This is a genomic window from Streptomyces sp. LX-29 (assembly GCF_029541745.1).
Classification (GTDB): domain Bacteria; phylum Actinomycetota; class Actinomycetes; order Streptomycetales; family Streptomycetaceae; genus Streptomyces.
Genome location: NZ_CP089746.1, coordinates 4,145,315 through 4,158,048, shown reverse-complemented (window position 1 = coordinate 4,158,048; position 12,734 = coordinate 4,145,315). Strand labels below are relative to the sequence as shown.

General features: G+C 71.5%; 6 protein-coding genes and 1 rRNA gene. 3 read left to right on the top strand and 4 right to left on the bottom strand.

The annotated features are described in order from the left end of the window. Window positions 1-259: 259 nt before the first annotated feature. Window positions 260-1,787: ribosomal RNA gene (locus tag LRS74_RS17895) — 16S ribosomal RNA — on the bottom strand. Between the two features lie 553 nt (window positions 1,788-2,340). Continuing rightward, window positions 2,341-2,919, bottom strand: a complete 579-nt coding sequence (locus tag LRS74_RS17890; protein ID WP_277741937.1) for a MarR family transcriptional regulator — start codon at window positions 2,917-2,919, stop codon at window positions 2,341-2,343. Between the two features lie 147 nt (window positions 2,920-3,066). Here LRS74_RS17890 and LRS74_RS17885 point away from each other — a divergent pair, with 147 nt between their 5' ends. Then, complete coding sequence (locus LRS74_RS17885; RefSeq protein WP_277741936.1) at window positions 3,067-4,383, top strand: MFS transporter; 1,317 nt, start codon at window positions 3,067-3,069, stop codon at window positions 4,381-4,383. Between the two features lie 76 nt (window positions 4,384-4,459). On the opposite strand, the gene LRS74_RS17880 is transcribed toward LRS74_RS17885, so the two are convergent. Both LRS74_RS17880 and LRS74_RS17875 read right to left on the bottom strand, forming a co-directional pair. Further along, window positions 4,460-6,679 carry a SpoIIE family protein phosphatase gene (locus tag LRS74_RS17880; protein ID WP_277741935.1) on the bottom strand — a complete coding sequence of 740 codons (2,220 nt, stop codon included), beginning with the start codon at window positions 6,677-6,679 and terminating at the stop codon, window positions 4,460-4,462. Window positions 6,680-7,119: 440 nt separating this feature from the next. Continuing rightward, window positions 7,120-8,475, bottom strand: a complete 1,356-nt coding sequence (locus LRS74_RS17875; protein ID WP_277741934.1) for an NAD(P)/FAD-dependent oxidoreductase — start codon at window positions 8,473-8,475, stop codon at window positions 7,120-7,122. 322 nt (window positions 8,476-8,797) lie between these two features. Between LRS74_RS17875 and LRS74_RS17870 the strand changes: the two genes are divergently transcribed. Both LRS74_RS17870 and LRS74_RS17865 read left to right on the top strand, forming a co-directional pair. After that, window positions 8,798-9,523 (top strand): helix-turn-helix domain-containing protein, encoded by a 726-nt coding sequence (locus tag LRS74_RS17870; protein ID WP_277741933.1) that lies wholly within the window; start codon window positions 8,798-8,800, stop codon window positions 9,521-9,523. Window positions 9,524-10,154: 631 nt separating this feature from the next. Continuing rightward, window positions 10,155-12,278: a sigma-70 family RNA polymerase sigma factor gene (locus LRS74_RS17865; RefSeq protein ID WP_277744806.1), complete on the top strand. Its 2,124-nt coding sequence runs from the start codon at window positions 10,155-10,157 to the stop codon at window positions 12,276-12,278. The last annotated feature ends 456 nt before the right edge of the window (window positions 12,279-12,734 follow it).

Below are 12,734 nucleotides of genomic sequence, written 5' to 3'. Positions count from 1 at the left end.
TCTCAAGCAACAACCAGCCACCCGTCACACACCACTCAAAGATGATGCTTCACCGGGGCCGGCACCCGAAGGAACAAGCTCTACGCTCGCACCCTCAGACACCCAACAGCGTGCCCGACACTCCCAGCCACCATGCACCGTGTTCCACGCCGAAGCAGTACTAACAGTCACAGCAGACCAAGTGTGCCGAGTAGTCAACGTTCCACCCATGAGCTAACCGTGCGAGACATTCGCTCGCAGTCGGCCATGTGCTCCTTAGAAAGGAGGTGATCCAGCCGCACCTTCCGGTACGGCTACCTTGTTACGACTTCGTCCCAATCGCCAGTCCCACCTTCGACGATTCCCTCCCACAAGGGGTTGGGCCACCGGCTTCGGGTGTTACCGACTTTCGTGACGTGACGGGCGGTGTGTACAAGGCCCGGGAACGTATTCACCGCAGCAATGCTGATCTGCGATTACTAGCGACTCCGACTTCATGGGGTCGAGTTGCAGACCCCAATCCGAACTGAGACCGGCTTTTTGAGATTCGCTCCACCTCGCGGTATCGCAGCTCATTGTACCGGCCATTGTAGCACGTGTGCAGCCCAAGACATAAGGGGCATGATGACTTGACGTCGTCCCCACCTTCCTCCGAGTTGACCCCGGCAGTCTCCTGTGAGTCCCCATCACCCCGAAGGGCATGCTGGCAACACAGAACAAGGGTTGCGCTCGTTGCGGGACTTAACCCAACATCTCACGACACGAGCTGACGACAGCCATGCACCACCTGTACACCGACCACAAGGGGGGCTACATCTCTGCAGCTTTCCGGTGTATGTCAAGCCTTGGTAAGGTTCTTCGCGTTGCGTCGAATTAAGCCACATGCTCCGCCGCTTGTGCGGGCCCCCGTCAATTCCTTTGAGTTTTAGCCTTGCGGCCGTACTCCCCAGGCGGGGAACTTAATGCGTTAGCTGCGGCACGGACAACGTGGAATGTCGCCCACACCTAGTTCCCAACGTTTACGGCGTGGACTACCAGGGTATCTAATCCTGTTCGCTCCCCACGCTTTCGCTCCTCAGCGTCAGTATCGGCCCAGAGATCCGCCTTCGCCACCGGTGTTCCTCCTGATATCTGCGCATTTCACCGCTACACCAGGAATTCCGATCTCCCCTACCGAACTCTAGCCTGCCCGTATCGAATGCAGACCCGGGGTTAAGCCCCGGGCTTTCACATCCGACGTGACAAGCCGCCTACGAGCTCTTTACGCCCAATAATTCCGGACAACGCTCGCGCCCTACGTATTACCGCGGCTGCTGGCACGTAGTTAGCCGGCGCTTCTTCTGCAGGTACCGTCACTTTCGCTTCTTCCCTGCTGAAAGAGGTTTACAACCCGAAGGCCGTCATCCCTCACGCGGCGTCGCTGCATCAGGCTTTCGCCCATTGTGCAATATTCCCCACTGCTGCCTCCCGTAGGAGTCTGGGCCGTGTCTCAGTCCCAGTGTGGCCGGTCGCCCTCTCAGGCCGGCTACCCGTCGTCGCCTTGGTAGGCCATCACCCCACCAACAAGCTGATAGGCCGCGGGCTCATCCTGCACCGCCGGAGCTTTCCACCACCAACCATGCGGTCAGTGGTCATATCCGGTATTAGACCCCGTTTCCAGGGCTTGTCCCAGAGTGCAGGGCAGATTGCCCACGTGTTACTCACCCGTTCGCCACTAATCCCCCACCGAAGCGGGTTCATCGTTCGACTTGCATGTGTTAAGCACGCCGCCAGCGTTCGTCCTGAGCCAGGATCAAACTCTCCGTGAATGTTTTCCCGTAATCGGGATGCACACTCGCGTTGAGCGGAACAGGTAGGAGGAATAGTCCCACCCGTTCACAGCGTCCTCGCTGTGTTTTTTCTTCAAAGGAACCTCGTCATCGGGCCGTGATGGCCCTTCGACGGGGTATCAACATATCTGGCGTTGACTTTTGGCACGCTGTTGAGTTCTCAAGGAACGGACGCTTCCTTCGGTCCCGTTTCACCGGGCCCTCCGGGCGCTTCCCTTCGGTGTTTCCAACCTTACCAGATTCTTTTTCGTTCCGTTCCCGGCCCGAATTTGTTTCCGGTCCCCGTTGGAGGGGGTTTGTTTCGCGCCTTCCGGCGTGATCACTACTTTAGCGGATTTCCCTGGCAGCTCATAATCGAGCTTTTCGGTTCGAATTTCGGCATGCCGAAGTCGTTCCCGATCAGGGGCCGTGCAGTGGTGATTTGCCGCCGGTGCGGCTCGAATGTCGCCCGCAGAACCGTTACGGCCCCGTGGCAACCCGGAGAACACTACGCATCGGGTAGACCCGTGTCAACCCTCGCCCGACCAGCCGCTCAGCTCAGGTCGTTGAGCCGTCCGCCGGCGTCCGGCTGGGCCTCCTCGACCCGGCAGAGCACCCGTCGCAGCAGCTCACCGAGCTGCCCGCGCTCCTCGCTCGTGAGGTCCTGGAGCAGGTCCTCCTCGAAGCCCGAGGCCATCCGCATGGCCTCCAGCCACTTCTCGCGCCCCTCGTCCGTCAGCTCGACGATGACCCGCACCCGGTTGTTCTCGTCCCGCTCCCGGGTCACCAGCCCCTCGCCCGCCATGCGGTCGATGCGGTGGGTCATGGCGGCCGGGGTGAGCCCCAGCCGCTTGGCGAGCTCGCCGGGGCCCAGGCGGTACGGAGCACCGGAGAGGACCAGCGCCTTGAGGACCTCCCACTCGGCGTTGCTGATGCCGAGGGTCGCGGTCTGGCGCCCGTACGCGACGCTCATGCGGCGGTTGAGCCGGGAGAGCGCCGAGACGACCTTCTCGACCTGGGGATCCAGGTCCTGGAACTCGCGCTGGTAGGCCGCGATCTGTTCCTCGAGGCTCGGCTCGGCCGGCCCGGGGGCCGGGGCCGGGCCGGGGCCCGGGACGGGGGTGTCAGGCATGCCGCGAAGTATCGCACGTAACTCATTCGACTTGAAGTCCTTCGATGTGTACTCTTTAGCTTCGAACTTTAGGGTTGAAGTCTTCAAGCTTCGACTCTCCGACCTCCATGCGTCGCCTCGCCGACGCTTCGACCTAGGTAGGTGAGTGTGACCACCGCGATGGGCGCCGCGCTGCGTCGAATCCAGCTGGGCAACGCGCTGAGCGCGTTCGGCAACGGCTTCACCGTCCCGTTCCTGTTCATCTATGTGGCGCAGGTGCGGGAGCTCGGGGCGAGCACCGCGGGCGTGGTGCTGGCGACGTTCGCCGTGGCCGCCCTGGTCGTGCTGCCCTTCACCGGTCGGGTGATCGACCGGCGCGGGCCGCTGCCCGTCGCCGTCGCGGGCACGATCGCCGCGTCCGCCGGTTCGATGGGGCTCGGGCTCGCCGCCACCGAGCCGCTCGTCGTGCTGGCCGCCGCGGCGCTCGGCGCGGGCATCGCGGTGATCCAGCCGGCGCTCGCCACCATGATCGTCTGGTGCTCGACCACCGCGACCCGCTCGCGCGCCTTCGCCATGCAGTTCTTCCTCAACAACCTCGGCCTCGGTGTCGGCGGTCTGCTGGGCGGGCTGCTGGTCGACACCTCGGACCCGTCGAGCTTCGTGCGGCTCTTCTCCATCGAGTCCGTCATGTTCCTGGTCCTGGGGGCGACGGTGGCGACCGTCCGGCTGCCGAAGGTGCCGCGGGTCGAGGACCCGGTGCCCTCCGACGACCGGGCGCGCGGCGGCTGGCGGGCGCTGCTCGCGGACCGCGCGATGGTGCAGCTGTGCGTGCTGGGCTTCGTGATGTTCTTCGCCTGCTACGGACAGTTCGAGTCCGGCCTGGCCGCCTACGCCGTCGAGGTCACCCGGATCTCCCCCGCGACCCTGGGCGTGGCCCTGGCCGCGAACACCGCGATGATCGTGATCGCGCAGTTCGTCGTGCTCCGGCTCGTCGAGCGGCACCGGCGCAGCCGCGTCATCGCGCTCGTCGGCCTCATCTGGACCGTGGCCTGGTTGGTCGCGGCCGCGGCCGGTCTGATGCACGGCAGTCACGCGATCGCGACCGCGGCGATCATCTCCACGTACGCGCTCTTCGGGCTCGGCGAGGCGATGCTGTCGCCGACCATCGCCCCGCTGGTCGCGGATCTGGCGCCGTCGCCGCTGCTCGGGCAGTACAACTCCGCGTTCGCCCTGGTGAAGCAGCTGGCCCTGGCGGTCGGCCCGGCGGTGGGCGGGCTGCTGGCGGGCGCCGGGATGTACGTGGCGTACATCCTGATGCTCGTCCTCTGCTCGCTGGGCATCACGGCGCTCGCGTTGCGGCTCGGCCGGCGGCTGAGCCCCGCCCAGGACAGCCCGCTGCGGGCGCTCGCCGCCGCGCCGGTGCCCGCGCCGCGGAGCGCGGCGACGGAGCAGGTGCCCGCGGAGCCGGTGCCCGCCGCCGTCTGATCGGCCATCGACGGGCCGGCCGTCCCCCCGGGCGGGCCGGTCCGGGCTTCCTCCGCTCGCGCCCGCCCCCGCCGGGTCACCCCTCCGGCAGGGCGAACTCGCACCAGACGGCCTTTCCACCCCCCGGAGTGCGGCGCGAGCCCCAGGAGGAGGCGATGGTCGCGACGATCGAGATGCCGCGCCCCGCCTCGTCCACCGGCTCCGCGCGACGGCGCCGCGGCAGATGGTCGTCGCCGTCCGTCACCTCGATGATCAGCCGCCGGTCCGTGCGTCGCAGCCGCAGCCGCATCGGAGGCGTGCCGTGCTGGAGCGAGTTGGCGACGAGCTCGCTGGCGGCGAGCACGCCCAGGTCGCGCAGCTCCATCGGGAAGCGCCAGCTGGCCAGGACGCCCGAGGCGAAGGCCCGCGCGCGGGGAGCGGCCTCCACCCCGCCGAGGAGCTCCAGCGCGGCGTTGTGGAAGAGCTCCGCGTCGTGGCCGGTGCGGGCCGGGTGCTGGAGGACGAGCACGGCGACGTCGTCGTCGTGCTCCGCGGTGATGCCCAGGGCGCGGATCAGCCGGTCGCACATCACCTGCGGGGAGCCGGTCGCCCCCGCGAAGGCCTGCTCCAGCGCGGCGACGCCCGCGTCGATGTCCATGTCACGCCGCTCCACCAGGCCGTCCGTATAGAGGACAGCGCTGGCACCGGGGCCGAGGGGCACCGAACCGGAGGTGTGCAGCCAGCCGCCGGTGCCCAGCGGCGGACCGGTGGGCTCGTCCGCGCGGTGCACGCTGCCGTCGGGCTCGCGGACCAGGATCGGCAGATGGCCCGCCGAGGCGTAGACGAGACGTCCCTCGTTGGGGTCGTGGACCGCGTACACACAGGTGGCGATCTGATGGGGGTCGATCTCGGCGGCGAGGCCGTCGAGGAGTTGGAGCACCTCGTGCGGCGGCAGGTCGAGCCGGGCGTAGGCGCGCACGGCGGTCCGCAGCTGGCCCATCACGGCGGCCGCCCGCACCCCGCGGCCCATGACGTCGCCGATGACCAGGGCGGTGCGGCCCGCGCCGAGGGTGATCACGTCGTACCAGTCGCCGCCGACGGCGGCGTCTGTGCCGCCCGGCTGGTACGTCGCGGCGACCCGCAGGTCGTCGGGCTGCTCCAGCTCCTGCGGCAGCAGGCTGCGCTGGAGGGTGACGGCGGCCTCGCGCTGCCGGCGCTCGCTGGCCCGCAGCCGCTCGGCGGCCTCGACCTGGTCGGTGACGTCGGCGCCGAAGATGAGGACGCCGCGGTGCGCGGCGGCGGTGGGCGAGGGGGCGGCGACCTCGATCGGGGTGCAGGTGAAGGTGTAGTAGCCGTCGCGCGACCGTCGGCCGGCCGCCGGAACCGGCCCCCGCGCGGTGCCGCGCGGGAACCGTACGGAGCAGGCCGGGGCGATCACGGTCTTGCCGGGCATCGCGGCCCCCGTCACGATCACCGACCGCCCGCTGGCGATCGCGGTGGCGGCACGCGGGCCGGCGGGCGGGGCGTCGTCCCGCGCGGTGGGCGGTTCGCCCGGCGGGGCGGACGGCTTGTCCGGCCGCACAACGCCCGGCTCATCCGCCGCGTCGGCGCGGTCCGGGGTCAGGCTCGCGGCGTGGTCAGGGGCGGGCTCGACGGGCTCGGCCGCGTGCACCGCGGTCGTCTGCTGGTCCGCCCCCGTGCCGGGCTCCCGGTCCGCCGCCCCGCTCGCCTTCGCGTCCATCGCCGCGCGGGGCTCCTCGTCCACCGTCGCGCGGGGCGCGCGGGTCTCCTGTTCGGTCGCCTCGTCCGGCGCCGCCTCGGCGCACGGGGCGTGCGGGCTGGGGAAGCCGCCGCGCGGGACCCGGCGGGATTTGACCGTGCGGGGCTTGCCGCTGCGCAGCACCTGGTCCATCAGCGGCAGCAGACCCAGCTCGCGCAGCTCGGGAAGCGCCTGGCCGGCGGGGGCGCCGGGGGCTCGGGGCCCGAAGAGCGCGGCATAGGCGTCGTTGACGTACGCGATGCGGTGCTCGGGGCCGTAGACGACGGCGACCAGGGCCGGCACATGGCCGAGGACGTCGGGCACGGACAGCCCGTCGAGGGTGGGCACGAGCCGCGCGGGGTCGACGGCGCCGGCCGGGGCGGTCGTCGGGGCCTCAGCTCCGGGGTGGGCGGAGTCGGCGCGCTCGCCCCGGGCCGCCGGTACGGAGCCGCCGCCGGTCGGGGCCGAGGACGCCGACCGACCCGCGCCGCGGTCGGCCCGCGCGGCGGCGCGTCGCTGTGTTCCGGGGAGCCGGGCGCTCCAGCGCGTGAAGTTCACTGAGGTCTGCCTCGCGGTGTCGTGATGAGGGGCGGCCCATGGGATGGCGGTCGGGGGTCGGCGCCCGGAGCGGCTCCGGCGGCGTCAGCCGCGTCTGGCCCCGTCGCCGCTCTCCCTACCTGCGCGACCGTCGTGGCGACGCTTCTCGCCGGAGCCCGCGCGGCGGGCGCGGCAGCGGGGCACGCCGGCCTGGGAGGGTCGGGCGGCATGACGGAACAGCAGGTCAGCGGCGTCGGACGGTCGGGCGGCGGCGTATGGGGCGCGATCCCCGGGGGAGTGCAGCAAACGTCCAGGTCCTCGTGATGGTCAGCCTTAACAAGATTGTCACTCTTCGTAGATGTGAGCCCACCCATGGTCACACGTCCAGTGTGGCGGACCGGACTGACATCCGTCAGACGGTGACCGCGCGGGGGGAGTTCCGGACTCCGTCGCGCGGGGGTTCAACTGGCCTCGGGATGGCGACCGGTGCCCGCCGCGAGTTCGAACTCGGCTCGTGGGTTCTCCAGCGAGCCGAGCGAGACGATCTCACGTTTGAAGAGCCCGGCGAGGGCCCATTCGGCGAACACCCGTGCCTTCCGGTTGAAGGTCGGCACCCGGCTGAGGTGGTACGCGCGGTGCATGAACCAGGCGGGGTAGCCCTTCAGCTTCCGCCCGTAGACATGTGCGACGCCCTTGTGGAGGCCGAGCGAGGCGACCGAGCCCACGTACTTGTGCGCGTAGTCCGTGAGCGGCCGGCCGTGCAGGGTCGCGAGCAGGTTCTCGGCGAGCACCTTGGCCTGGCGCACGGCGTGCTGCGCGTTGGGGGCGCAGATCGCGCCCGGCTCGTCCGCCGTGATGTCCGGTACGGCGGCGGCGTCCCCGGCCGCCCAGGCGTGCTCGACGCCGTCCACCGTGAGGGCGGCGGTGCAGACCAGCCGGCCGTGGTCGTTCCGCGGCAGGTCGGTGGCGGCCAGGATGGGATGGGGTTTGACGCCGGCGGTCCACACCACCGTGCGGGTGGGGAAGCGGGAGCCGTCGCTCAGCACGGCGACCCGGTTCTCACACGACTCCAGGCGGGTGTCCAGGCGTACGTCGATGTTGCGGCCCCGCAGCTCGCGGACGGTGTACCGGCCCAGCTCCTCGCCGACCTCGGGCAGGATCCGCCCGGTCGCCTCCACGAGGATCCACCTGAGGTCCTCTGGGGCGATGTTGTGGTAGTAGCGGGTGGCGTAGCGGGCCATGTCCTCCAGCTCGCCCAGGGCCTCCACGCCGGCGTAGCCGCCGCCCACGAAGACGAAGGTCAGCGCGGCGTCCCGGACGTCGGGATCACGGGTGGAGGAGGCGATGTCCATCTGTTCCAGGACGTGGTTGCGCAGCCCGATGGCCTCCTCGACGGTCTTGAAGCCGATGGCGTAGTCGGCCAGGCCGGGGATCGGGAGGGCGCGGGAGATGGAGCCGGGGGCCAGTACGAGCTCGTCGTAGTGGATCGCGATCGCGCCGTTCCCCTCCTCCTCGGCGGCGAGAGTCCGCACGGTCGCGGTGCGCTCGGCGTGGTCGATCTCGGTGGCGGCTCCGATGACGACCTGACAGAGCGGCAGCACGCGGCGCAGCGGCACCACGACATGGCGGGGCGAGATGGAGCCGGCGGCCGCTTCGGGCAGGAAGGGCTGGTAGGTCATGTAGGGCTCGGGGTCGACCACGATGACCTGTACGGCGCCTTGCCTCAGCTCCCGTTTGAGCTTCCGCTGGAGACGCAGCGCGGTGTACATCCCGACGTAGCCACCGCCGACAACGAGAATGCGCGCAGGTTCCTTCACTCTCCCATGACGCACGCGCGACCCGCGTTTGTCCACAGGCTCGACGAATTGTGTGACCGGCGGTGGCGGGTACTCCGGTCCCGCCGTTCGGCCTAGACGCCCGAAAAGTTCGCAGGTCAGCGCGGGAGTAGCGGGCCGCGGACGGGTACGGAAACGGGAGGGAACGGGCCCGTACTCCGATCGGGGGGCGGTCTGTGCGGAACTACCCCCTTCTTTCTTGACCTGGGCTCAACTATGTTCGTACTTCGTCGGGGTGTTGAGACCGCCTCGATGTCAGGGCGGGGAGTCTCCGGGGGGAGACATCATTACCGGGGGATTACATATGCACATTCAGGGTTCTCATTGGTCGACGGCCATCGCCGCGTCGTCGGACGGGAACGGCGGCCGTAGCACTCCTCTCCGTGTCGACGCGCAGCGCAACCTGGAGCACGTCCTGCGCGCGGCCCGCGAGGTGTTCGGCGAGCTGGGGTACGGCGCGCCGATGGAAGACGTGGCCCGTCGCGCCCGCGTCGGGGTGGGCACCGTCTACCGCCGCTTTCCCAGCAAGGACGTGCTGGTCCGACGCATAGCCGAGGAGGAGACGGCCCGGCTGACCGACCAGGCGCGGGCCGCCTTGGGTCAGGAGAACGAGCCGTGGTCGGCGCTCTCCCGTTTTCTGCGCACCTCGGTGGCGTCCGGCGCCGGCAGGCTGCTGCCGCCGCAGGTGCTGCGGGTGGGCGTGGACGTGGAGGCGGAGGAGGCCCGGGTGCCGCACCAGCGGCAGCCGGGATCGGGCGGCCAGCCGGAGCTGCGCCTGGTCGACCAGCGGACCGCGGTGCAGGACGAGCGGGACGACGCGGGGGTCGCCGCGCTGCTGGACGTCGTGGGCCAGCTCGTGGAGCGGGCACGGTCGGCGGGTCAGCTCCGCGCGGATGTCACGGTCGCGGATGTGCTGCTGGTGATCGCGACGGCTGCCCCGTCGCTGCCGGACGCGGCGCAGCAGGCGGCGGCGTCCGCGCGACTGCTGGACATCCTGCTGGACGGTCTGCGGTCGCGGCCCACGGCCTGACCACGAAGTGAGGACGTTCGCTCGTACGCGGAAGGCGCGTTCACCGAGTCTTCCCCGTACGAGTGAACGGTAGTGCTGGCATACGCCCTTTCGCCCCGGACGGGTGGTTGCCCGGACCGCGCGGGGAGCACGGCTCGACGGCTGTGGCACGCTTGCCCGGTACTAGCCCGGTTTTTCGGGCGTGTCGGCCGGTTCGGGAGCTTCCCTTATGAGTGGTGGCGGGTGGGATGACCCACATGGCAGCGAGTGGGCCACCGACCCCGAGGCGGGCGGCTCCCCCGCGGGCGACGCCGTGGCGGGTGACGCGGAGTCGGGCGGTGTAGAGCCGACCGGCGCCGGTTCTGACGGCGCGGATCCTGGCGGCGTGAATTCGGGCAGAGCCCCGTCGGGTGGTGCGGGTTCTGACGGTGTGGGTCCTGACGGGCTGGGTTCTGACGGCGTGGGCTCCGGCGGTGTGGCACGCCGTGAGGGCGCTGCGGGCGTGGACTCGGCCGTCGTGGACTCCGGCGGCGTGGACTCCGGCGGCCGTCGTGGACGCGGACGTCATGCGCGCCGCAAGGCCGGCGGCCCCGAGGTCGGTCGCGCCCTCGCACACGGCGCTCCCGCGCCCCAGGTGCCCCAGGTGCCCCAGGTGCCCCAGGTGCCCCAACAGCGGGAACGGCTGAGCGGCACCGGTGGCCCCAGCCGCGCCGGCGGTTCCGGTTCCCCGGCGGGCGCCGGTGGGCGACCTGGCCCCGGCGCTGACTCCGGCCCCTGGGACGCGACGGGACGGGAGCCGGGGACGGGCTCGTCGGGCGATGCGGGGTCGACACCGCGGCCCGGTCCGTCGACCGACCCGGTGGCGTCCGACGTCGAGCTGGTCGCGCGGCTGCGCGACGGCGACGACGACGCGTACGAGGAGCTGTACCGGCGTCACGCCGACGCGGTGCGCCGCTACGCCCGGACCTGTTGCCGCGACACGTTCACCGCCGACGATCTGACGGCCGAGGTGTTCGCCCGCACGCTGCAGGCGGTGCGCGGCGGCGCCGGGCCGGACACCGCGGTGCGCGCCTATCTGTTCACCACGGTGCGGCGGGTCGCCGCCGCATGGGGGAAGTCGGCCAAGCGGGAGCAGTTGGTCGAGGACTTCGCGACCTTCGCCGCCGAGGCGGCCCGGCCCGCCGCCACGGCCGACACCCATGACCTGGGCGCGGACGTCAGGGCGATGCACGAGGCCGAACAGTCCCTGGCCGTACGGGCCTTCCGCAGTCTGCCGGAGCGCTACCAGACCGTGCTCTGGCACACCACGGTCGAGGAGGAGTCGCCGCGCGAGGTGGCCCCGCTGCTGGGGCTGTCGGACAACGCCACCGCGGTGCTGGCACACCGGGCGCGGGAGAAGCTCAAGCAGGCCTACCTCCAGGCGCATGTGAGCAGCGCGCTGACCGAGGGCGGCGACTGCGCGCGCTTCGCCGACCGGCTGGGCGCCTACGCGCGCGGCGGCCTGCGCTCGCGCGCCGAGCTCGGCCTGCGCAAACACCTGGACCACTGCGCGCGGTGCCGCATGGCCGCGCTGGAGGTCGCGGACGTCAACGCGCGACTGCGCGCCGTGCTGCCCGTCGCCGTCGTCGGCTGGTTCGCCGCCGACTTCTCGCTCAAGACAGCCGGGGTGGTGGCGGGAGCCGCCGGAGCGGGAGCCGCAGGCGCGGCAGCCGGCGCGGGTGCGGGCACCGGGGCAGGTGCGGGCACCGGGGCGGGCACGGCCGGCTCTGGTGCGGGCGCGGCCGGCTCTGGTGCGGGCGCGGCGGCCGGTGCGGGCGCCGGTGTCGGAGGCGGGGGTGGAGCGGGAGCCGGCGTCGCCGAGGGGCTCGGCGCCGTGGCGAAGCTCGGCATCGCGGCCGGCGTGGTCGTCGTGGCCGCCGCCACGGCGCTGGCGCTGACCTCCGGGGACGGCGACAAGAAGACCACGGCCGGGCCCGCCGCGCCCGCCGCTCCGGAGCTGCCGGGGCCGGCGACGCCCAAGCCCACTCCGACCTCGAAGTCTCCGGGGCCGAAGGCGGGGCCGGCCCATGCCACGACGCCGCCCGCCGGTAGTCGGCCCCCGTCGGCCGGCGCGTCCCCTCGTCCCGCTCCTGCTCCTTCGGGAAAGACGCCGGCGCCTCGTCCCACGCCGCCCGGGCCGACGCCGTCCGCCCCCGCCGAGCCGCGGCCCAGCTCCACGCCGACGTCCTCCCCGACCCGTACGCCCGCGCCGACGCCGACGCCGACCCGCCCGGCGCCGTCGCCGACCCCATCCCCCACCCGGACACCCACGCCCGAGCCTGAGCCCGAGCCCGAGCCGTCCACGTCCTACCCGCTCAGCCGATTGCAGTTCGCACGCTTCGGGGATGGCACGAAGCCGGAGATCAGGGGCCGCGAGAGCACCTGGCTCTGGCAGCGGCGGGGCATGTCCATCGGCGGTGAACGGTACGGACACGGGGTGACCGTGCACGCCGCGTCGTCGGTGACCATCGATCTCAACCGCTCCTGCACCGCGTACGACGCCGTCGTCGGAATCGACGACACGATGCTGGGGCTCGGCGCCGCCCGGTTCTCCGTCTACGCGGACGGGGAGCGGCTGTGGCGGTCCGGGGTGGTGCGCGGCGGCGATCCGGCCGAGCCGGTGCATGTGTCCCTCTCCGGCCGCTCCACCATCCGCTTGGTGGTCGAGTCGCACGGGCCGCCCGGGCACGGCCTGGCGCTGGCCGACTGGGCCGAGTCCCGGATCAGCTGCTCTTAGCCCGCGCCTCCTGGGGCTTCCCGGCTCCGGAGCTTCCGGTCCGGAGCCCCGGCCCTTCGAAGAGTCCGGGGTTCGGGGCTTCCGGGCCTCCCGCGCTGTCCTGTCAGGGCTTTCGGGGCCTGGGAGTCGAGGGCCGCCAGGGCCCCCGCCCCCTTCGGGGCTGCCGAGGTCCGGGGCTCTGGGCCCTCCAGGTCTCCCGTTCCCCTCGGGGCTGCCGAGGTGCAGGGCTCTGGGCCCTCCAGGTCTCCCGCTCCCCTCAGGCTTCCGGCCCAGAGCATCACCGCACGCGGTGGTGAAGCCGCGGCTCCCGGCCGACGGCTCGCAGCGGGGGTGCCGGGCGGGCGCGGCTCCGACGACAGGCCACGGCCCGCCGCCCGCGCGTGGCGGCGTGGGCCCCGGTGTGACCCGCGGCCTGGGCCCCGGTGCGGGCCCTCTCGGCCCGCGAGCCGCGAGCCG